At 74.3% G+C, this 21,019-nt stretch carries 18 protein-coding genes; 6 read left to right on the forward strand and 12 right to left on the reverse strand.

Annotated elements, in window-relative coordinates; all coding sequences use genetic code 11:
- The first annotated feature begins 7 nt into the window (after window positions 1–7).
- Window positions 8–862, forward strand: coding sequence for a phospholipid scramblase-related protein (locus tag ACIHAR_RS14700; RefSeq protein ID WP_400019543.1), 855 nt, complete (start codon window positions 8–10; stop codon window positions 860–862).
- A gap of 31 nt (window positions 863–893) precedes the next feature.
- Here the strand turns inward: ACIHAR_RS14700 and ACIHAR_RS14705 are convergent, their stop codons facing one another.
- Window positions 894–1,850 carry a hypothetical protein gene (locus tag ACIHAR_RS14705; RefSeq protein ID WP_400019545.1) on the reverse strand — a complete coding sequence of 319 codons (957 nt, stop codon included), beginning with the start codon at window positions 1,848–1,850 and terminating at the stop codon, window positions 894–896.
- The gene (locus tag ACIHAR_RS14710) at window positions 1,847–2,644 is read right to left on the reverse strand and encodes a phosphatase PAP2 family protein (protein WP_365458249.1); all 798 of its coding nucleotides are present in this window, start codon (window positions 2,642–2,644) and stop codon (window positions 1,847–1,849) included. Before ACIHAR_RS14710 ends, ACIHAR_RS14705 begins: the two co-directional genes overlap by 4 nt.
- A 211-nt stretch (window positions 2,645–2,855) precedes the next feature.
- Here ACIHAR_RS14710 and ACIHAR_RS14715 point away from each other — a divergent pair, with 211 nt between their 5' ends.
- Window positions 2,856–3,500, forward strand: coding sequence for a TetR-like C-terminal domain-containing protein (locus ACIHAR_RS14715; RefSeq protein ID WP_400019547.1), 645 nt, complete (start codon window positions 2,856–2,858; stop codon window positions 3,498–3,500).
- 147 nt (window positions 3,501–3,647) lie between these two features.
- On the opposite strand, the gene ACIHAR_RS14720 is transcribed toward ACIHAR_RS14715, so the two are convergent.
- On the reverse strand, window positions 3,648–4,667 hold the full coding sequence (locus tag ACIHAR_RS14720; protein ID WP_400019549.1) for a DUF2510 domain-containing protein: 1,020 nt from the start codon (window positions 4,665–4,667) through the stop codon (window positions 3,648–3,650).
- 287 nt (window positions 4,668–4,954) lie between these two features.
- Between ACIHAR_RS14720 and ACIHAR_RS14725 the strand changes: the two genes are divergently transcribed.
- On the forward strand, window positions 4,955–7,678 hold the full coding sequence (locus tag ACIHAR_RS14725; RefSeq protein WP_365458258.1) for an AAA family ATPase: 2,724 nt from the start codon (window positions 4,955–4,957) through the stop codon (window positions 7,676–7,678).
- Between the two features lie 812 nt (window positions 7,679–8,490).
- On the opposite strand, the gene pcaD is transcribed toward ACIHAR_RS14725, so the two are convergent.
- From pcaD to ACIHAR_RS14760, 7 genes are all read right to left on the reverse strand, one after another.
- Window positions 8,491–9,615 (reverse strand): 3-oxoadipate enol-lactonase, encoded by a 1,125-nt coding sequence (gene pcaD, locus ACIHAR_RS14730; protein WP_365458261.1) that lies wholly within the window; start codon window positions 9,613–9,615, stop codon window positions 8,491–8,493.
- On the reverse strand, window positions 9,612–10,970 hold the full coding sequence (gene pcaB, locus ACIHAR_RS14735) for a 3-carboxy-cis,cis-muconate cycloisomerase (protein WP_400019552.1): 1,359 nt from the start codon (window positions 10,968–10,970) through the stop codon (window positions 9,612–9,614). Before pcaB ends, pcaD begins: the two co-directional genes overlap by 4 nt.
- Window positions 10,967–11,572 (reverse strand): protocatechuate 3,4-dioxygenase subunit alpha, encoded by a 606-nt coding sequence (gene pcaG / locus ACIHAR_RS14740; RefSeq protein ID WP_365458267.1) that lies wholly within the window; start codon window positions 11,570–11,572, stop codon window positions 10,967–10,969. The genes pcaB and pcaG overlap by 4 nt, the downstream gene beginning before the upstream one ends.
- A gap of 6 nt (window positions 11,573–11,578) precedes the next feature.
- Window positions 11,579–12,352, reverse strand: a complete 774-nt coding sequence (pcaH, locus tag ACIHAR_RS14745) for a protocatechuate 3,4-dioxygenase subunit beta (RefSeq protein ID WP_365458270.1) — start codon at window positions 12,350–12,352, stop codon at window positions 11,579–11,581.
- A gap of 176 nt (window positions 12,353–12,528) precedes the next feature.
- Entirely contained in the window at window positions 12,529–13,731 is a 1,203-nt protein-coding gene (locus ACIHAR_RS14750; RefSeq protein ID WP_400019555.1) for a thiolase family protein, read from the reverse strand.
- Window positions 13,728–14,372, reverse strand: coding sequence for a CoA transferase subunit B (locus ACIHAR_RS14755; RefSeq protein WP_365458276.1), 645 nt, complete (start codon window positions 14,370–14,372; stop codon window positions 13,728–13,730). Before ACIHAR_RS14755 ends, ACIHAR_RS14750 begins: the two co-directional genes overlap by 4 nt.
- Window positions 14,372–15,127: a CoA transferase subunit A gene (locus tag ACIHAR_RS14760; protein ID WP_365458279.1), complete on the reverse strand. Its 756-nt coding sequence runs from the start codon at window positions 15,125–15,127 to the stop codon at window positions 14,372–14,374. Before ACIHAR_RS14760 ends, ACIHAR_RS14755 begins: the two co-directional genes overlap by 1 nt.
- A 250-nt stretch (window positions 15,128–15,377) precedes the next feature.
- Here ACIHAR_RS14760 and ACIHAR_RS14765 point away from each other — a divergent pair, with 250 nt between their 5' ends.
- Complete coding sequence (locus ACIHAR_RS14765; protein ID WP_365458570.1) at window positions 15,378–15,842, forward strand: MarR family transcriptional regulator; 465 nt, start codon at window positions 15,378–15,380, stop codon at window positions 15,840–15,842.
- A gap of 25 nt (window positions 15,843–15,867) precedes the next feature.
- On the opposite strand, the gene ACIHAR_RS14770 is transcribed toward ACIHAR_RS14765, so the two are convergent.
- Window positions 15,868–16,794 (reverse strand): DUF3048 domain-containing protein, encoded by a 927-nt coding sequence (locus ACIHAR_RS14770; protein WP_400019675.1) that lies wholly within the window; start codon window positions 16,792–16,794, stop codon window positions 15,868–15,870.
- 763 nt (window positions 16,795–17,557) lie between these two features.
- Between ACIHAR_RS14770 and ACIHAR_RS14775 the strand changes: the two genes are divergently transcribed.
- Window positions 17,558–18,748, forward strand: coding sequence for a zinc-dependent alcohol dehydrogenase (locus tag ACIHAR_RS14775; RefSeq protein ID WP_365458285.1), 1,191 nt, complete (start codon window positions 17,558–17,560; stop codon window positions 18,746–18,748).
- A gap of 52 nt (window positions 18,749–18,800) precedes the next feature.
- Here the strand turns inward: ACIHAR_RS14775 and ACIHAR_RS14780 are convergent, their stop codons facing one another.
- Complete coding sequence (locus tag ACIHAR_RS14780) at window positions 18,801–19,892, reverse strand: ATP-dependent DNA ligase (protein ID WP_365458288.1); 1,092 nt, start codon at window positions 19,890–19,892, stop codon at window positions 18,801–18,803.
- 74 nt (window positions 19,893–19,966) lie between these two features.
- Here ACIHAR_RS14780 and ligD point away from each other — a divergent pair, with 74 nt between their 5' ends.
- A complete protein-coding gene (ligD, locus tag ACIHAR_RS14785; RefSeq protein WP_365458291.1) occupies window positions 19,967–20,992 on the forward strand; it encodes a non-homologous end-joining DNA ligase in 1,026 nt (341 codons plus the stop codon).
- Window positions 20,993–21,019 lie beyond the last annotated feature (27 nt).

A 21,019-nucleotide genomic window follows, 5' to 3' on the forward strand; every position in this document is an offset into this window, starting at 1 on the left:
TGCCCCGGTGACCACGCATTCGAACACACCTGCAGGCTGGTACCCGGATCCGCACGGAGCCGCCCGCACCCTGCGCTACTGGGACGGGTCCCAGTGGACCGAGCACACCCACGCCGACCAGCAGGCGCCGGCGCAGCAGCCCGCGCAGGCACCGGCGCAGCCCCTGCCCCAGGTGCCGGCGCAGCAGGCCGGGCCCGACCCGCGCGTGCAGCGTCAGGTGCAGCAGCAGGCCGGGGTCGCCCCGAGCGGCCCCGGCGGCGGCTCGCTGTTCAGCGAGCCGGTGCTGGTGGTCAACCAGAAGGCCAAACTCATCGAGCTGACCAACGAGTACAAGGTCATGGACCAGCAGGGCAACCAGCTGGGCTCGGTCGTCCAGGTCGGGCAGAGCGCGCTGCGCAAGGTGCTGCGCTTCGTCGCCAGCATCGACCAGTTCCTGACGCACAGGCTGGAGATCCGCGACGCCCACGGGCAGCCGGTGCTGCTGCTGACCCGGCCCCGGAAGGTCTTCAGGTCGCGGGTGGTCGTCACGCGTCCCGACGGGCAGCCGGTCGGGGAGATCGCCCAGCAGAACGTCTTCGGGAAGATCAACTTCGCGATCAGCGACGCCGGCGGTCAGCGGATCGGCGCGATCAAGGCGGAGAACTGGCGGGCCTGGAACTTCGCGATCGTCGACCACGCGGACAACGAGGTCGCCCGGATCACCAAGACCTGGGAGGGCCTCGCCAAGACGCTGTTCACCACCGCCGACAACTACGTCCTGCAGATCCACTACCAGCTCCCCGAGCCGCTGCTGAGCCTGGTCGTCGCCACGGCCCTGACCGTGGACACCGCGCTCAAGCAGGACGCCCGCGGCTTCGGCTGACCTGCTGACACCCGCTGGAGAGGCGTGAGGTCTACAGGGGTGTGAGGTGCCCCGGCCCGGGTGTCGGCCGGGGCAGCAGCGCGGGTTCGGGGGAGGCCGCCTCCGCCCCGAGCGCCAGCACCGCCGCCACGGGATGCTCCTCGCCGACCGGCGCGGGGTCCGCGGCGGGCTCCGGCGCCGACCGCGACAGCACCACCACGCCCCGGCCGGCGAGGCCCGCTCCCGCCAGCGCGAGCAGCACGCCCGCCGCCCCGCCCTGGAGCCGTTCGCCCAGCAGTGCGAGGCCGATCACCACGGCGGCCACCGGGTTCGCCAGCGTCACCACCGCGAGCGGGGCGCCGAGACCGTCCCGGTAGGCGGTCTGCGACAGCAGCAGCCCGGCCGTCGCGAACGCGGCCACCAGCAGCGCCACCCCGACCACCTGCACGCCGAACGGCGAGCCCGACCGGTCGGTGGCGGCCACCGTCACGGTCTGGGTGAGCGCCGAGGCGACACCGGAGGCGACCCCGGACGCGGTCGCGTGCCGCAGCCCGGGCCGCGTCCCGGGGCGGGCCACAAGACCGATCAGCGCGGCCGTGGCACCCGCCACCGCCACCGCCTCGGGCACGCCCAGCACCTCCCGGGGCGCCGGCCCGGACGCCGTGACCAGCAGCGCGGCCAGTCCGACGAGAGTGAACGCGATGCCCCGCCACTCCGCCGCGCCGACCCGCCGCCCCGCGATCCGCGCGCCCAGCGGCACCGCCGCGACCAGCGTCAGCGCGCCGAGCGGCTGCACCACGGTGAGCGGACCGTACCGGAGCGCCACCACGTGCAGCAGCGCCGCGCCCCCGTTCAGTCCCACGGACGCCCACCAGGCGCCGCTGCCGAGCAACCGCAGCAGGCCCGGGCCCGGGGAGCGGGAGGCCAGCCTCTCCTGGGCGACGGCCGCGCTCGCGTAGGCGACGGCCGACAGCAGGGACAGGGCGACGGCGAGGACCGTGGCGCTCATCGGCCCGCCCCCACCGGCACCCGCTCCTCGGCCGGTACGCGCCGCGGCGCCCCGATCGCGGCCGTGGCGGTCGTGCGCCGGGGCGCGCGGACCACCGCGAGGGCGGCGCCCAGCAGAGCCGCGGCCACCAGGGCGTCGAGCCAGTAGTGGTTCGCCGTCCCCACGATCACCAGCAGCGTCACCAGCGGGTGCAGCAGCCACAGCCACCGCAGGCGCGACCGGGTCGCGGCGATCAGGCCGACCGCCAGCATCAGCGCCCAGCCGAAGTGCAGCGAGGGCATCGCCGCGAACTGGTTGGACAGGTGGTCGGTCTGCGGCGGCCCGTACACGGACGGCCCGTACACCCGGGCGGTGTCGATCAGGCCGGTCGCCGTGAGCATGCGCGGCGGGGCGAGCGGGAACAGGAGGTGGAGCGCCAGGGCGGCGGCCGTGACGGCGGCCAGCGTCCGGCGGGCCCATGCGTAGTGCGTCGGGCGCCGCAGGTAGAGCCAGACCAGGAAGGCCGCGGTGGCGGGGAAGTGCACGGTCGCGTAGTAGGTGTTCGCGACGCGGGCGAGGGTGTCGCCGTGCAGCAGCAGGGACTGCACCGCGCCCTCACCGGGGAGGCGGAGCAGTCGTTCGGTGTCCCACACGCGGTGCGCGTTGCGGAAGGCCTCGCCGGTGTGCCCCGTGGCGAGCTGCCGGCCGAACTTGTAGACGAGGAAGAGTCCGGCGACGAGCAGGAGCTCCCGGACTATGGGCGGCCGTACCGGTGTGGCCGGCTCCGCTTCGGCAGGCTCGGTGCGGGCATTCATCCCCCGGCCCCTTCATTGACGGTGGTGCGCGTGGTGGCACGGCACGGGCCCGTGACCCGTCCCCAGCCATCGATACGATATCGTACCGATACGGCAGTGTACCGATACGTTCGAGTACCGGTACACTGGCGTATCGATTGACATAGGACACACTGGAGTCGGGCCCCCGGCGGGCCCACGGACAGTGCACTCGCGACGAGGGGAAGAAGTGATGACGTCGCAGGCCGCGGACGGACCGGAGCCGGTCACCGCCTCGCGCCGCTCCAAGCTCACGCCCGAGCGCGAGCAGGAGTTCTTCGACGCCGTCCTCGACCAGATCCGCGAGTGCGGGTACGAGTCCGTCACCATGGAGGGCGTCGCCCTCAGCACCCGGTGCAGCAAGTCCACGCTGTACCGGCAGTGGAAGACCAAGCCGCAGTTCGTGGTGGCCGCGCTGCGCTCCCGCCGCCGCTCGCGCCTCGCCGGCATCGACACCGGGTCGCTCGCCGGCGACCTGCGCGAGGCCGCGCGGGCCGCGGCCCGGTGGTCCATCACGGACACCAAGCTGCTGCAGGCACTCGGCCACGCCGTCACCCAGGACCAGGAGCTCGCCCGGGCGCTGCGCGAGGCGCTCGTCGAGCCCGAGATCGCCGCTCTGCGGGACATCCTGCGGCGCGGTGTCGAACGCGGTGAGATCCCGGCCGACCACCCGGCGCTGGATTACATCCCGGCACAGATGTTCGGCGTCGTCCGCGCCCGTCCCGTCGTGGACGGCACGTACGCCGACGAGAACTACCTGGTGTGCTTCGTGGAGGCCGCCGTACTGCCGGCTCTGGGCCTCACCCAGGAAGGACCCAGGCCGCCGTCCGCGGGATGACCGGACGGTGACCTGCTCGCGCCGCACCGTGGGGACGGGGGCGGCGCGCACCCCCCGGCCGGGTGGGGTTCCCCTTGAGCGGAGGGGCGCCCCACCCGGCCGGACCGTTCACGCGGCGAACGGCCGCCGGAGCGCGGCAGCCGGGTGTCAGACGTCCTGTCCGCTGCCGCCGCCCGTGGACACCTTGATGCCCCGGGTGATGGTGTCGATGACGGACACCGACTGGTCGGCGTCGACGCCGAACCGCAGCACCACCAGCCGTCCGGTGTCCGCGGGCGCCGGGAAGGCCAGCGACTCGACGTAGCCGTCGGCGCCCTTGCTGGTGACCGCCTTCCAGCGCACCATGTAGCCCTTCTGCCCGGCCACGGTGACCGCCTTGGAGGCGATCACCTGGTGCGAGGTGATCTCGCCGTAGGTGCTGCCGCCGTAGGACTCCTCCGCGTTGGCCGCGATGTCCGCCTTGGCGACCTCCTCGGCCGTGTCCCCCTTGGTGCCCAGCGCCTCCGCGGGCGCCGAGTACACGCCCCCCTTGGTGCAGGTCTTCGACGTGTCGCCGGGGCACTTGTAGGACGAGTCGGAGGTGATCTGCGCGCCCACGCTCAGCTCCTGCCCGGTCCAGCCGTCCGGGATGGGGATGCTGATCCCGTTGAGCGCGTCCGTCACCGCACCGCTCTTGATCTCGGGCGCTTCGGACTCGTCCGGCGCGGGAGAGGACCCGCCCGGACCGCCGGAACCGCCCGAGTCGCCGAACGGCCCGCCCTGGCCGCCGTCCTGCCCTCCCGAGTCGCCCGGTCCGTCCTGGCCGCCCGGTCCCTGCGCCGTCTCCTGCCCGCCGGAGCCGCCGTCGTCCTTGGTCAGCGCGTACACGCCGAACCCGATGCTCGCGAGGACCGCCGCGGCCGCCGCGACGGCGATGCCGGTGCGCAGCCCGCGCCGCCCGCCCGTGCCCGCCGACGAGGTGGGAAGGCCCGGATATGCCGGATACGCCGGGTATGCCGGACCGGTCCCGGCGGTCGGCCCCTGCGCCGGCGGACCCCATGGGGCGGCCGAGGCCGCGGGGCGGGTCCGGTCCGTCCACGCCCCGCCGTCCCACCAGCGCTCGGTGGCGGGACCGTCACTTGTCTGCCCGGGATCGGGGTACCACCCGGGAGGAGTCACCTGCGTCATGCCCCCACCGTATGAGGCGTCGGTGAAAGTCGTATGAGAGGGATGGGGGCTTGCGCCACCGCCCGGCCCGGCACCCCGTGCCCGGCCGGCGCGGAAACGGCGTCAATTCGCGGCGCGTCACCCGCCGTTGACGTTCAGGCTCCTCCCCCGCAGGCCCGTCGGGGCGTCGAGGCCCGCCCCGCGTCACCCGGTGGTGCAACAGCTGGGCGGACCACACTCCGCACGGGCCCCCGGAGGGCTACGCTCGAGGTCTGTACGTCGTTCGGGCGACTTGGGGAGGTAGCGGGATGACGGAGGTACGGCCGGCGGCGGCCGCCTCGGCTTCCCTGTGGGAGCGCGACGAGGAGATCGCCGCCATCGCGCGGGCGGTGGAGACACTCTGCGCCGACCGGTCGTCCTCGGGCCGTGTGCACGTGCTGCGCGGCGAGGCCGGACTCGGCAAGACCGCGCTGCTGGCCGAGACACGCCGTATCGCCGAGTCCCGGGGCTGCACGGTGTGGTCGGCCCGCGGCGGCGAGACCCTCAGGTCCGTCCCCTTCAACGTGGTACGGCAGTTGCTGCAGCCGGCGCTGCTGTCCCTGCACCCGGAGGAGGCCCGCGAGTACCTCGGCGACTGGTACGACATCGCCGGCCCCGCCCTCGGCATAGCGGACCCCGTCGAGCGGCAGGCCGACCCGCAGAACGTGTGCGACGGCCTGGTCGCCGCGGTGGCCCGGCTGGCCCGGCGGGACTGGCCGCTCGTGCTGCTGGTGGACGACGCGCACTGGGCCGACCAGGAGACCCTGCGCTGGCTCGCCGCCTTCGTCCAGCGCCTCGACGACCTCTCCGTCCTGGTCGTCGTCGCCCGCAGGCCCGCCGACGTCAAGGGGACCAGCGCCCGCTACCTCGACGCCGTCGCCCGCGCCGCCGGACACTCCGTCACCAGCCTCAGCGCCCTCACCCCGGACGCGGTCGCCGGCCTCACCCGCGCCACCGTCGGCGCCCACGCCGACGACCCGTTCTGCCGCGAGGTGTGGGCCGTCACCGGCGGCAACCCCTACGAGACCGTCGAACTCCTCGCCAAGGTCCGCGACAGCGAACTCGAGCCGAGCGAGGCCTCGGCCACCGAACTGCGCCCCCTGAACCGCGCCGCCCGCGGCGGCGGACTCGTCGACCGCCTCGAGGAACTCGGCGTCGACGCCACCCGGTTCGCCATGGCCGCCGCCATCCTCGGCGCCGACATCTCCGTCGACGAGGCCGCCCTCCTCGCCGGCATGGCCCGCGAGGACGCGGAACGCTGCGCCGAACTGCTGCGCAACGCGCGCATCCTCACCCACCCCGACCCCGCGGTGGGTCCCGTCGCCGAAGGCGGCGGACTGGAGTTCGTCCACCCGCTGATCGCCAGCGCCGTCTACGACTCCATCCCCGACGGCCTGTGCCGGGCGATGCACGGCATCGCCGCGAAGGTCGTCCTGGACGCCGGCCGGGGCGTCGCGGCCGCCTCCCGCCACCTCCTCCAGGTCCACCCGGACGACGACGAGGAACTCGTCGAGCAGCTCCGTGAGGCCGCCCGCGAACACGTCGCCGTCGGCGCGCCCGACGCCGCCCGCCGCTGCCTGGAGCGCGCCCTGCAGGAGCCGCCCAGCCCGGACGCCCACGCCCACGTGCTGTACGAACTCGGCTGCGCCACCCTCCTCACCGCGCCCGCCCGGACCATCGGCCACCTGCGGGAGGCGCTCGCCCTGCCCGGCCTCGCCGGAGGCCAGCGCGTCGACGCCGTCTACCGCCTCTCCCAGGCGCTCCTCCACAACGACCAGCTGGAGGAGGCCGTCCGCACCGTCGAGGCGGAGGCCGCCCGCCAGCCGGCGGGGCCGGCGCGGATGCGGCTGCAGGCCGTGCAGTTCATGTGGGAGGGCATCCACGCCGGGGAGAGCACGTCACCGCGCCGCTCGGAGAAACTCGCCGCCCTCGCCTCCACCTGCACCGGACGGGACAACGCCGAGCGCGCCCTGCTCGTCCTGCGCGGATTCGACGCCATGACGCACGGCGAGAACGCGGAGATCGTCGTCGAACTGTGCGACCGCGCCCTCGTCAACGGCCGCCTCGCCCCCGGCCTCGGCTGGACCGACACCGAATGGGGCATCGAGCTGCCCATGATGCTGGCCAGCTCCTACGTCTACACCGACCGGCTCGACCGCGCCGAAGCCCTCTTCAACGAGGCCCTGCGCGCCTACGAGTCCGCCGGCTGGAGCGGCGGCCATCTCGCCCTGGCCCACGCCTACGTCGGCCTGGGCCTGCGCCGCCGGGGCCGGCTGAAGGAGGCGGAGGAATCCCTGCGGCAGGCGCTGGGCATCGCCGAACGCGTCGGCCGCGGCCTGCCCCTGTACTGGTCCGCGACCTGCAACCTCATCGACACGCTGCTCGCCCGCGGCCACGTCGACGAGGCCTGGCGGATCGCCGAGGAGCACGGCTTCGGCCCGCCCTACCCCTCCACGATCGTGCTGCCCGACCCCCGCTCGGTGCGCGGCCGCCTGCTGCTCGCCGTCGGCCGCACCCAGGAGGGCGTCAACGAGCTGGAGGAGGCCGGGAAGGCGGCGGCCGTCCGCGGCCACCTCAACCCGGTGATGGTGCCCTGGGCGGCCGACCTGGCCCGGGCCCTCGCCGCCGACGACCCGGCCCGCGCGGCCCGTCTCGCCTCCGACGCCCGCCGTCAGGCCGAGCGCTTCGGCACCGACACCGCCATCGGCGAGGCCCTGCGCTGCGCCGCCGCCCTGGAGACCGGCCAGCGCGCCGTGCGGCTCACCGCCCAGGCGGTCGCCTACCTGGAGTCCTCGCCCTGCCAGTACGAACACGCGGCCGCCCGCATCGAGCACGGCATCGCCGCCCGCTCGGTGGCCGAACTCAACCGCGGCCTGACCCTGGCACGTTCCTGCGGCGCCGACGCCCTGGCCGCCCGCGCCCGACAGGCACTGGACGGCCTGGGCGCCCCACAGGTGGGCCGCGTGCCGGGCCAGGCACGGGGACGAGACTGACGGGCCGACCCCGGCGAACGCGCGCCCGGCGCGGGCGTGGGTACGACCGGCGCGCCGGTCCTGCCGGTCGCGCCCGTGACGGCCGGCAGGTGACCGAAAACCTGCGCGCGCGTTGGAGACGACCGGCCGGCCGTCGGGCGGCGGCTCGGATGCGGGTGTGTCGGCACCCTGCCGCGTCCTCTGCGGCCGAACGCCGGGCCGCGGGCCCGGTTCGGGCGTCGGGTACGACCGGAGCGCCGGTCGCGGGTCGCGCCCGTGACGGCTGGTGTGCCAGCGAGAACCTGCGCGTGTTCGGCGACGCCCGGTCGGCGGGTGGCGGACGTCCCGCGGCGGCTCGGTTGCGGGTCTGCCGGTACGCCGCCGTGTCGCCTGCGGCCGAACGCCGGGCCGCGGGCCCGCTGAGGGCGTCCAGTAGGACGGGTGCGCCGTCGCGGGAGGCGCCCGCGACGGTCGATGCGCCATCGAGAACCTGCGCGTGCGTTCGGCGTCGGTCGGCCGACCGTTCGGTGGGTGGTGTATGCCCGAGGCCCAGGGCCGGGGAGCCGGTAAGCCGCCGTGTCGTCTGCGGCCGAATGCCGGGCCGCGGGTCCGGTGCGGGCGTCCCGTACGACCGGCGCGCCGTCGCGGGTCGCGCCCGTGACGGCGCGGCGCGGCACCTTGCTGTGGGCGAGTGAGAGGCGGCCGGGGTGCACCGGTTCATAGGTGGTGTGCCGGTCGGGACCTGAGGGGGCGACGGTGGGCGTGGCCCGGCGTGGGCCCACGCGGCGGGAAGTCGCGCGGGCCCACGCCGGGCCTGTGGCCCGCAGGGCACCTCAGGTGGTTCCGTCCTCCTCGGCCAGCACCCGCTGGGCCGTCGCGAACGCCGAGTTCGCCGCCGGGACCCCGCAGTAGACGGCCGTCTGGAGCAGGACGGCGCCGATCTCCTCCGGGGAGAGCCCGTTGCGCCGGGCCGCCCGCACATGCATGGCCAGCTCGTCGTAGTGGCCGTGCGCGACCAGCGCGGTCAGCGTGATCATGCTGCGTTCGCGGCGGCTGAGGGTCGGGTCGGTCCAGATCTCGCCCCAGGCGTAGCGCGAGATGAAGTCCTGGAAGCGGGCGGTGAAAGGGGTCTGCCGCGCCTGCGCCCGGTCCACGTGCGCGTCGCCGAGCACCTGCCGCCGTACCTCCATGCCCCGCTTCGCGCCCCCGTCGAAGTGGGCGCGCAGGGCCGTCAGCACGGCCTCCGGCCGCTCCGCGGGCGCCAGGTGCGAGGCGCCCGGGATCTCCACGAGCCCGGCGCCCGGCACCGCGTCCGCGATCTCCCGCAGATGCGCGGGCGGCGTCGCCGGGTCCTCGCGGCCGGCGACCAGCAGGGTGGGCGCGGCGATCTCGGGCAGCCGCTCCCGCAGGTCGTACGCGGCGAGCGCGTCGCAGCAGGCGGCATACGCCTGCGGGTCGGCATCGCGGTGGTCGGCGACCAGCCGCGGAACGGTGAAGCCGGGCGTGAACCAGCGGGCGTTCGCGCTCTCCGCCAGCCCGGCCAGCCCCTCGCGCCGCACCAGCGCGGCCCGTTCCTGCCACGGCCCGGCCCCGTTGAAGTGGGCCGACGAGCAGATCACCGCCAGCGACGACACCCGCTCGGGGTGGTGCAGCGCGAGATGCAGTCCGACCGCCCCGCCGAGCGACACCCCGGCGTACGCGAACCGCTCCAGGCCGAGGGAGTCGGCGAGCGCCAGCACCAGGCCGGCCAGGTCGCCGACGGTGGCGCCGGGACCGATCAGCCCGGCCGCGGAGCCCCCGTGGCCCGGAAGGTCCCAGCGGACCACCCGGTGCGTGAGGGACAGCTCGGGCGCGACCTTGTCCCACAGGGCGTACGACGTCCCCAGGGACGGGCCGAGCAGCAGCGGGGGAGCGGAAGCCGGGCCCTCGGCGCGGTGGTTGAGGATCTTCTCGGTCAACGTCGCTCCAGCGCACGGTCGGTGAGGGCTCCGGCGGAGCCGGTGTAACGGGCGGGGTCGGTGAGGTCGCCGAGGTCGACGTCCTTCACCTCGGGCTCCTCCGCGAGCAGTTCGGCGAGGGAGCGGCCTTCGGCGTAGGTGCGCGGCGCGAGCCGCGTGAGGAGCTCCTTGGCGCGGGCGCGGCCGAGCACGGCCGACAGCTCGGCGGAGAGCCGCTCGGAGACGATCAGCCCGTGGGTGAGGCCGAGGTGCGCGCGCATGGCGTCCGGCCGCACCCGCAGCTCCTCCGCCAGTTCGGCGGCGTCCCGGGCGGCTCCGCCGGTCAGCCGCAGCAGGTCGCGCAGCGGCTCCCACTCGGCGTGCCACGCGCCGGCCGGCCGCTCGTCCTCCGCCGCCAGCGCCCCGTACAGCGTGGCCGCGAGCTGCGGGGCCCGCCGGGCGGCGGCCGCGATCAGCGTGGACCGCACGGGGTTCGCCTTGTGCGGCATGGCCGACGATCCGCCCCCGCTGCCCTCCGCCACCTCGGCGATCTCGGTGCGGGCGAGGGTGAGGACGTCGACCGCCATCTTCCCCAGTGCCCCGGCCGTGAAGGCCAGGCAGCCGGCGAGGTCGGCGATCGGCGTGCGCAGGGTGTGCCACGGCAACCGCGGGGCCCGCAGGCCGAGCTGACGGGCGTAGGCGGCGGGCAGCGCGGTCGCGTCCTCGGCGCCGTACGCCGTGAAGGCCGCCAACGTGCCTGCCGCGCCCCCGAGTTGGGCGGGCAGCGCGTCCCGCACGGCCGTCACCCGGTCCCGGGCGTCCAGCACCAGCGACCGCCACCCGGCGGCCTTCAGCCCGAAGGTCGTCGGGACGGCGTGCTGGGTGAGCGTGCGCCCCGGCATCGGCGTGTCCCGGTGCTCGGCCGCGCGGCGCGCCAGTGCGTGCTGGGTGCGGTCGAGGTCGGCCAGGACCAGGTCCAGGGTGCGCGCGGCGACCAGCATGATCGCCGTGTCCATGATGTCCTGGCTGGTGGCGCCCCGGTGGACGTACGGCCCGTACTCCGCGCCGACCGCCTGCGTGAGATCCGCGACCAGCGGGATCACCGGGTTTCCGCCGCCCCGGGCGCGCTGCGCCAGGGACGCGGCGTCGAAGGCGTCCGCGCCGGCCGCCTCGGTGACCGCCGTCGCGGCCTCGTCGGGGGCCAGTCCCAGTGACGCCTGGGCGCGGGTCAGCGCGGCCTCCGCGTCGAGCAGCGCCCGTAGGAAGGCCGTGTCGCTCGTCGCGGCGGCGGCGGGGGAGCCGGCCCACCCCGGGGCGAGCAGACCGGCGTCGGACGGGTCACCGGGCGCAGCGCCGGGTGACGGCGGCGGGGTCACCGGAACTCCAGGAAGACCGTCTCGCCCTCGCCCTGGAGACGGATGTCGAAACGGTAGGCGCCCCTGCCGTCGTCCGCGGCGACCAGCGTGGCGCGGCGCTCCTCGTCGAGCCGGGACAGCAGCGGGTCCGCGGCGAGCGCGGCCGTGTCCCCGGGCAGGTAGATGCGGGTGAACAGGTGTACGAGCAGGCCGCGTGCGAAGACGCACACGCTGAGGTAGGGGGCGCTCTGCCCGCGCGCGCCGGGGCGCAGCGTGCGCGCGGACCAATGGCCGTTGGCGTCCGTCTGGACGCGGCCCCACCCCGTGAACTCCACGCCGTTGCGGCCGAGGAACCCGCCGGTCGCCGGGTCGCGTCGCATCGAGCCGTCGACCTGCGGCAGACGGCCGTCCGGGTCGGGACCCCACAGCTCCACGAAGGCGTCCGGCAGCGGGTTGCCCTCGCCGTCGTACACGTAGCCCTGCACGGAGATGGTGTCCGGGTGGCCGACGGGGGCGATGTCGCCGCCGCCGGGGAAGGGCAGGGCGTGGCCGTAGAAGGGGCCGACCGTGTGCGACGGGGTGGGCAGCACGGTTTCCGGACGGCTGGTGTCGATCTTCGTCATGGCGGGTCAGCGTCCCTCTTCGATCCAGGTGGCGTTCGGTCCGTCGAGCACGATGTCCCAGTGGTAGCCCATGGAGAACTCCGGCACCGACAGGCTGTGGTCGTAGGAGGCGACGAGTCGCTGCCGGGCCGCGTCGTCCGTCACCGACTGGATGATCGGGTCGTACGGGAACAGCGGGTCGCTCGGGAAGTACATCTGCGTCACGAGCCGCTGGGTGAAGGCCGTGCCGAAGAGGGAGAAGTGGATGTGGGCCGGCCGCCAGGCGTTGACGTGCTGACGCCACGGGTAGGGGCCGGGCTGGATGGTGGTGAAGCGGTAGAAGCCGCTGTCGTCCGTGAGGGTGCGGCCGACGCCGGTGAAGTTCGGGTCCAGCGGGGCGTCGTGCTGCTCGCGCTGATGGGCGTACCGGCCGGCCGAGTTGGCCTGCCAGATCTCGATCAGCTGGCCGCGGACCGGGCGGCCGTCACGGTCCAGGAGGCGGCCGGAGACGGTGATGCGCTCGCCGATCGGCTCGCCGTGGTGCTGCTTGGTGAGGTCGTTGTCGATCTCGGTGATGTCCCGCTCGCCGAAGGCGGGGGAGGACAGCTCCACCAGCTCCGGGTCCTTGCTCACGTCGATCGCGATCGGCGGCTGCTTCGGGTGGCGCAGCACGGAGGAGCGGTAGGGGGCGTAGTCGCGGCGCGGGTGGTGCTCGACGGGGGCGCCGTCGGCGATCCGCTTCTCGTACGCGGCGCGCTCGGCCGCGATCTCCACGTCGATGTCGTGCTGGGTGAGGGTCATGGGGGATTCCTGGGTGTCCTGACGTCTTCGTCGAAGTCTGGGGTGGTGCCGCGCCCCGTGCGGGGCGCGGGGACCGTGTCGTGGTGTGGGGACCGTGTCGTGGTGCGGGGACGCCGCGCGGGCGCGGGCGGCCGCACCACGGGACCCCGGGTCCGCGCGGTTTTCCCGGCGGGCGCCTAGCGTTCGAGGACGAGGGCGAGGCCCTGGCCCACGCCGATGCAGAGGGTGGCGACGCCGACGCCGGAGCCCCGGCGGGCGAGCTGGTGGGCGACCGTGCCGGCGAGGCGGGCACCGGAGGCGCCGAGCGGGTGGCCGAGGGCGATGGCGCCGCCCTGCGGGTTGAGGATCCCGGGGTCGAACTCGGGCCACTCGGCCACACAGCCCAGCACCTGGGCGGCGAAGGCCTCGTTCAGCTCCAGCACCGACAGGTCGTCGAAGCCCTTGCCGGCCTTGGCGAGTGCGCGGTCGACCGCCTCCACGGGGGCCAGCCCGAAGTACTGCGGGTCGATCGCCGAGACGCCGGTGGCCGACACACGGGCGAGCGGTTCGCGGCCGGTGGCCCTCAGGCCCTCCTCGTCGACGAGCAGCAGGGCCGCCGCGCCGTCGTTGAGGGGCGAGGCGTTCCCGGCCGTCACCGTGCCGTTCTCCGTGCGGAAGGACGGCTTCAGCCTGGCCATCGCCTCCAGTGAGGCGTCCGCCCGTACGCTCTCGTCGGCCGCGAGGACCACCGGGTCGTCCTTGCGCTGCGGGATCGGCACCGGGACGAGCTCGGCGTCGAACAGGCCCCCGGCCTGCGCCCCGGCCGCCTTCCGGTGGGAGGCGAGCGCGAACTCGTCCTGCTGCTCACGGCTGATGCCGTGCTTCTCGGCGATGAGTTCGGCCGACTCGCCCAGCGGGATCGTCCACTGCGGGTCCATCCTCGGGTTGACCATGCGCCAGCCGAGGGTGGTCGAGTACAGCTCCGTGTGCCCCGCCGGGAACGGCCGGTCGGACTTGGGCAGCACGTACGGCGCGCGGGTCATCGACTCCACACCGCCGGCCACGGCGATCGAGGCGTCGCCGACGGCGATGGCACGGGCCGCCTGGATCACGGCCTCCAGGCCGGAGGCGCACAGCCGGTTGACGGTGACGCCCGGCACGGAGGTGGGCAGTCCGGCCAGAAGCGCGGCCATGCGGCCTACGTTGCGGTTCTCCTCGCCGGCGCCGTTGGCGTTGCCGAAGCAGACGTCCTCGACGCGGGACGGGTCCAGCTCCGGTGTGCGGGCGAGGAGTTCCCGGACGGCGTGGGCGGCCAGGTCGTCCGGGCGCACGCCCGCCAGAGCGCCGTTGTAGCGGCCGATCGGGGTGCGGACCGCGTCCACGATGTACACGGGGTTCACGAGACACCCTCCGCGATGGTCAGTTCGGCGTCGGTCTTCGCGATGACCTCGTCGACGTCCACGCCGGGCGCGGTCTCGACGAGGACCAGGCCGTCGGGTGTGACGTCGAGGACGCCGAGGTCGGTGATGATCCGGTTCACGCACGCCTTGCCGGTGAGCGGCAGCGCGCACTCGGAGAGGATCTTCGGGCTGCCGTCCTTGGCGGTGTGGGTCATCACCACGATGACCGTGCGGGCGCCGTGGACGAGGTCCATCGCCCCGCCGATGCCGGTGATCAGCTTTCCGGGGATGGCCCAGTTGGCCAGGTCGCCCCGGGCGGACACCTGCATGGCGCCCAGCACGGCGACGTCGATGTGCCCGCCGCGGATCATGGAGAAGGACAGCGCGGAGTCGAAGAAGGAGGCGCCCGGCAGGACCGTGACGGTCTCCTTGCCGGCGTTGATCAGGTCGGGGTCGACGGCGTCCTCGGCCGGGTACGGGCCGGTGCCGAGGATGCCGTTCTCGCTCTCCAGGACCACTTCGACGTCGGCGGGGAGGTAGTTGGGGATCAGGGTCGGCAGACCGATGCCGAGGTTGACGTAACTCCCGTCCTCGAGCTCGCGCGCGGCGCGCTCGGCCATCTGTTCACGCGTCCAGGCCATCAGCTGCTCACCGTCCGCTGCTCGATCTTCTTGTCGGCCGCCTGCTCGGGCGTCAGGGCCACCACCCGCTGCACGAAGATGCCGGGGAGGTGCACCGCGTCCGGGTCGATCGCGCCGGGTTCCACCAGCTCCTCCACCTCCGCGATCGTCACCCGGCCGGCCATCGCGGCGAGCGGGTTGAAGTTCCGGGAGGACTTGTTGAACACCAGGTTCCCGTGCCGGTCCCCCTTCACCGCGCGGACCAGGGCGAAGTCGGTGCGGATGCCGCGCTCCAGCACGTACTCGGTGCCGTCGAACTCCCGTACCTCCTTCGGGGGCGAGGCCAGCGCGACACCGCCCTCGCCGTCGTAGCGCCAGGGCAGCCCGCCGTCGGCGACCTGGGTGCCCACCCCGGCCGGGGTGTAGAAGGCGGGGATCCCGGCGCCGCCGGCCCGCAGCCGCTCGGCGAGGGTGCCCTGCGGGATCATCTCGACCTCGAGCTCGCCCGCCAGGTACTGGCGCGCGAACTCCTTGTTCGCCCCGATGTACGAGCCGGTCACCCGGGCGATCCGCCCGGCCGCGAGCAGCACCGCGAGACCCGACTCCATCGCCCCGCAGTTGTTGGAGACGACGCCCAGGCCGCCGACCCCGCGCTCGTACAACGCCTGGATCAGTACGTTCGGCACACCGCTCAGACCGAAGCCGCCGACCGCGAGCGACGCGCCGTCCGGCACATCGGCCACGGCCTCCTGGGCCGTGGCGACCACCTTGTCCATCCGTGAAGCCCCATCCGTTCGAGCGCTCAGGCCAGTGATTAATCAGCGCACTGATTATTTCAGCGAGGTGTCCTTCACGCTGCCACCGGGGGAGCGAGGCGTCAAGACCCTGCAGAAAGACGAGGTCAGTTCATGTTCCCAGCCGGGAGACAGTCGCGGCGTTGACGGGTATCGTTCAGTGCACCAACGAATGTTCCGGGCACCGGCGAAGACGATCGGCACACCGGCGAAGACGACCTCGGGAGCGCACATGGCCGCGGTGGACCTCTCCACCCACCCCGGGCACCTCGCCCGACGGCTGCAGCAGGCGCACTACCTGCTGTGGAACACGATGGTGTCCGAGGAGATCACCTCACCGCAGTTCGCGGTGCTGAACGCGCTCGTCGCCGAACCCGGCCTGGACCAGCGCACGGTGGGCGAGCGGGTCGGCCTGGACCGGTCCACCATCGCCGAGGTGATCAGCCGGCTGGGCCGGCGCGGACTGCTCGACAAGGTCCGCGACCCGCAGGACGGCCGCCGCTTCCTGCTGCGCCTCACCGACGAAGGGCTGCGCACCCACCGCAGGCTCGGCGTGCGCACCGCCCGCATGAACCAGGTCTTCCTGGCCCCGCTCTCCGCCGAGGAGCAGACCGTGTTCTTCGACCTCATCCGGCGGGTCGCGGACGCGGCCGAGGGGCTGCGCCACCCCGCGGAACCCCTCGTCACGCCCTCCTGACCGGCACCCCCTCGCCGGCCCTGCCTCACGCCTTCGCCAGCACGACCCACACCTGGCCCTCGGCGAAGGCGACGCGCCCTCCGTCCCGGGTGGTGAACTCCGTGCCGTCCGTCGCCTTCGGCCGCTTCCAGGTGACGTCGTAGGCGCGCCCGTCACGCAGCACCTCCGCCCGGCCCGAGCCCACCGTCTCGGTGTACGGCGTGTGGTTGCCGAGGTAGTCGCGGAAGTCCGACGTGCGCACCTTGACGTACTGCACGACCACCGTCGCCGGCGCCACCGGTCCCGCGTCGGTCGTCACGGCCGGCGTGCCGTCCGTCGACACCAGCCAGCGCCGCCGTTCCTCGGACCAGGTGAAGGTGAAGCGGGCCGCCGGGTAGCGCACGGTCCGCGAGGTCTCCGGGGTGCCTCCGGCGGGCGCCGCCCCGTGACGGAAGCCGGTCGTCAGCGCCGCCGCGCCCGGTGCGGAGGGCAGGACCCGTTCGGGACGCAGGTACAGGTTGTGGGGCGCGGGACGGTCCCGGTCGCGGTGGTAGGCGCCGTTCGCCGCGCCGGGCGTGGCCGCCTCCAGCGGCGCCCCGTCGATCAGCGGCAGCAGCCTGCCCTGCGCGCCGGAGAAGGCCAGCACCGGCCGGTCGAACTGGCGCAGCAGCTCCAGGTCGGACTCGCGGGCGCTGCGTACCGGCCCGACGACCTCCGGGAGTGTCGTCGCGTACACCGCCATCAGCCGGCTCAGACCGCCCTCGACCGGCTCGACGTACACGATGTCCGCGGCGTTCAGGCCGGTGTGCGGCCGGGCCGGGCGGGCGTTGTCGATCTTCACGGCGAGGACCGGACCGGCGGCGGGACGCGGGCCGTCGCTGCGGCTCGGCTCGCGGTCCGCCCCACCCCTGTCGTCGGCCGGACCGCCTCCCGTGGTGCAGCCCGCCGCCAGACAGGCCAGGAGCGCCACCACGGCGACGGCCGGCCTGGCAGCCCGGGCGGGGCGGCGGCGCCTGCCGCGTTGCGTACCGGTGGGGGTGGTGCGTCTGCGGCGCGCGCCGGGTTCCGTACCGGTGGGCGTGGTGCGTCCACGGCAGGCTCCGGGTTCCGTACCGGTGGGCGTGGTGGGTCTGCGGCGCGTGCGCGGTTCCGTACCGGCCGGCGGGGTGCGCCTGCGGACCGTGCCGGGTTCCGTACCCGTTCCCGTGCCCGCCTCCGCGGCGCCTCCGCGGCGCGGTCCGCGTCTCGCGTCCGCGGTCGCGGCCGTCCTCGTCGCGCCGGTCCTGTGCGACGGTTCCGTTGCTGCCTCGTCCGGCGTTGCCGCAGCGTCCGGCGAAGCCGTGCCTTCCGTCGGCGTGCCTGTCGTGGCCGTGCCCGTCGTCGGCGCGCTCACCGTCGCCGCGCCGTTCGTCACCGCGCCGTTCGTCGCCGCGCCGTTCGTCACCGCGCGGTTCGTCGGCGTGTCGTTCGGCGCGCCGCCTCTCGACGCCGTGTCGCTGGTTGCCACGTCCATGGTCGCCACCCCGTTCCGTGACTTGATTGTGCGCTTATCGGTTCTTCGGTGGCCATACGTGAACGCTTCTGACCGTTCGCGGGAGGTGGGGCCGGATCGTCCGAGTCGCGGCGCGCGGGCGGCGGTTCGGGGACCGGACCGCCGGGTACCCGGGCGGCGACCCAGGTGGGCCAGGCCCCCCGGCACGGCGGGACCCCGAACTCGGTGGAGGGAGCGCGGCACGATGAAGGCAGTGACCTGGCAGGGGAAGCGGGACGTACGGGTGGAGACCGTGCCGGACCCGGCGATCCAGGAACCGACGGACGCCGTCATCCGCGTCACGTCCACCGGACTGTGCGGCTCCGACCTGCACCTCTACGAGGTGCTCACCCCGTTCATGACCCCGGGCGACATCCTCGGACACGAGCCCATGGGCATCGTCGAGGAGGTCGGCCCCGGCGTGCCCGACCTCAGGGCGGGCGACCGGGTCGTGGTGCCGTTCCAGATCGCCTGCGGCACCTGCTGGATGTGCCTGAACGCCCTGCCCACCCAGTGCGAGACCACCCAGGTCGTCGGCGAGGGCATGGGCGCCGCCCTGTTCGGCTACACCCGCCTGTACGGCGCGGTGCCCGGCGGTCAGGCCGAGTACCTGCGCGTCCCGCAGGCCCAGTTCGGCCCCATCAAGGTCCCCGAGGGGCCGCCCGACGACCGCTTCGTCTACCTCTCCGACGTCCTGCCCACCGCCTGGCAGGCTGTCGCCTACGCCGACATCCCCGAGGGCGGCAGCGTCGCCGTGCTCGGCCTCGGCCCCATCGGCGACATGGCCTGCCGCGTCGCCCAGGTGCGCGGCGCCGGAAGGGTGTTCGGCGTCGACCTGGTCGGCGACCGGCTGCGCCGGGCCCGCGCGCGGGGCGTGGAGACGTTCGACCTCAGGAACTTCGACAGCGAGAAGGAACTGGTCGCCGCGATCCGCGACGAGACCGACGGCCGCGGCCCCGACGCCGTGATCGACGCCGTCGGCACCGAGGCCCACGGCAGCGCGGCCGCCCGCCTCGTGCAGAACGCCTCCGCCCTGCTGCCCCGCAAGCTGAGCGGCCCCCTCGCCGAGCGGTTCAGCGTGGACCGGCTCGCCGCCCTGCACACCGCCATCGAGCTGGTGCGCCGCGGCGGCACCCTCTCCCTGGTCGGTGTCTACGGCGGCATGGCCGATCCGCTGCCCATGCTCACCATGTTCGACAAGCAGCTCCAGATCCGCATGGGCCAGGCCAACGTGCGCCGCTGGACCGACGACATCATCCCGTACCTCACCGACGAGGACGTCCTCGGCGTCGACGACTTCGCCACCCACCGGGTGCCGCTGTCGGACGCGCCGAAGGCGTACGAGATGTTCCAGCAGAAGCGGGACGGCGCCGTGAAGATCCTCATGACGCCGTAGGCCGGCCGGGCACGGGAAGCCGCGGGTCGTCAGGTGCCGGTCGCCTCGGGTGTCAGGCGCCGGACGGCGGCGTCCGGGGCGGCGCGCCCAGGATCTCCGTGAGGTCGTAGCGCACCGGCTCCTCCAGTTGCGCGTACGTGCAGCTCTCCGCCGTGCGGTCCGGGCGCCAGCGGCGGAAGCGGGCCGTGTGCCGGAAACGCGCCCCGTTCTCCATGTGGTCGTACGCCACCTCCGCCACCCGCTCGGGCCGCAGCGGCACCCAGGACAGGTCCTTCTTGCCCGACCAGCGGCTCGGCGCGCCCGGCAGCCGGGCCGTCTCGTGGGCGGTCTCGTCCGACCAGGCGGCCCAGGGATGCCCCTCGGCGTCCTCCAGCCGCAGCGGCTCCAGCTCCTCCACCAGCTCCGCCCGGCGCTTCATGGAGAACGCGGCGGACACCCCGACGTGCTGGAGGGCGCCCCGGTCGTCGTACAGGCCCAGCAGCAGCGAGCCGACCACCGGACCGCTCTTGTGCAGGCGGTAGCCGGCCACCACCACGTCCGCCGTGCGCTCGTGCTTGACCTTGAACATGGCGCGCTCGTCCTGGAGGTACGGCAGCGTGAGCGGCTTGGCGACCACCCCGTCCAGGCCCGCGCCCTCGTACTCCTCGAACCACTGCCGCGCCACCTCGATGTCCGTGGTCGCCGGCGCCAGGTGCACGGGCGGTGTCACATCGGTCAGCGCCCTGGCCAGCAGCGCCCGCCGGTCGCTCTGCGGCACGTCCAGCAGCGACTCGTTCGCCAGCGCCAGCAGGTCGAAGGCGACGAACGACGCCGGAGTGCGCTCCGCGAGCGTGCGCACCCGGGAGTCCGCCGGATGGATGCGCTCGGTCAGCGCGTCGAAGTCCAGCCGTCCCTCCCGCGCGATCACGATCTCCCCGTCCAGCACGCACCGCGCGGGCAGACGCTCCCGGACCGCCATCACCAGCTCGGGAAAGTACCTGGTCAGCGGCTTCCCCGTACGGCTGCCCAGCTCGACCTCGGTCCCGTCGCGGAACACGATCGCCCGGAACCCGTCCCACTTCGCCTCGTACTGCATGCCCGGCGGGATGGCCGCCACCGACTTGGCGAGCATCGGCTTCACGGGAGGCATCACCGGCAGGTCCATGGTCCGATTCTGCGCCCGCGACGCCCGGAACGCCCGGCGTGCGAGGTCTGGGAGGTACGCCTACCGTGGCCGGCATGGGTGATGCGGTGGAACTGGAGGCGGGCGGCCGGACCGTACGGCTGTCCAGCCCGGACAAGATCTTCTTCCCGGAGCGCGGATTCACCAAGCTCGACCTCGCCCGGTACTACCAGACGGTCGCCCCCGGGATCCTGCGCGCCCTGCGCAACCGCCCCACCACCCTGGAGCGCTACCCGGACGGCGTCACCGGCGAGTCCTTCTTCCAGAAGCGGGCCCCCAAGAGCATGCCCGACTGGATCCCGACCGCCCACATCACCTTCCCCAGCGGCCGCACCGCCGACGAGATGTGCCCCACCGAGCAGGCCGCCGTCCTGTGGGCCGCCCAGTACGGCACCCTCACCTTCCACCCTTGGCCGGTCCGCCGCGACGACGTCGACCACCCCGACGAGCTGCGCATCGACCTCGACCCCCAGCCCGGCACCGACTACGACGACGCCGTCCGCGCCGCCCACGAACTGCGCGCCGTCCTCGACGAGTTCGGCGGCCTGCGCGGCTGGCCCAAGACCTCCGGCGGTCGAGGCCTGCACGTCTTCGTGCCGATCGAGCCGCGCTGGACCTTCACCCAGGTCCGGCGCGCCGCCATCGCCGTCGGCCGGGAGATGGAACGCCGCATGCCGCGGCACGTGACCATCAAGTGGTGGAAGGAGGAACGCGGCGAGCGCATCTTCATCGACTACAACCAGACCGCCCGCGACCGCACCATCGCCTCCGCCTACTCCGTACGCCCCCGCCCGCACGCCCCGGTCTCCGCCCCCCTGCGCTGGGAGGAGGTCGGCGTCGCCCGGCCCCGCGACTTCGACATCGCGACGATGCCGGCCCGCTACGCCGAGCTCGGCGACGTCCACGCCGGCATGGACGACCACGCCCACTCCCTCGAGGCGCTGCTGGAGCTGGCCGCCAAGGACGAACGCGACCACGGGCTCGGTGATCTGCCGTACCCGCCCGAGTATCCGAAGATGCCGGGCGAACCCAGGCGGGTACAGCCGAGCCGTGCGCGCAAGGAGCCGCCTGCGGCACCGTGAACCGCCGCGGCCCCTCGCTCCGTCGCA

It is taken from the genome of Streptomyces sp. NPDC052016 (genome assembly GCF_044548445.1).
GTDB lineage: Bacteria > Actinomycetota > Actinomycetes > Streptomycetales > Streptomycetaceae > Streptomyces.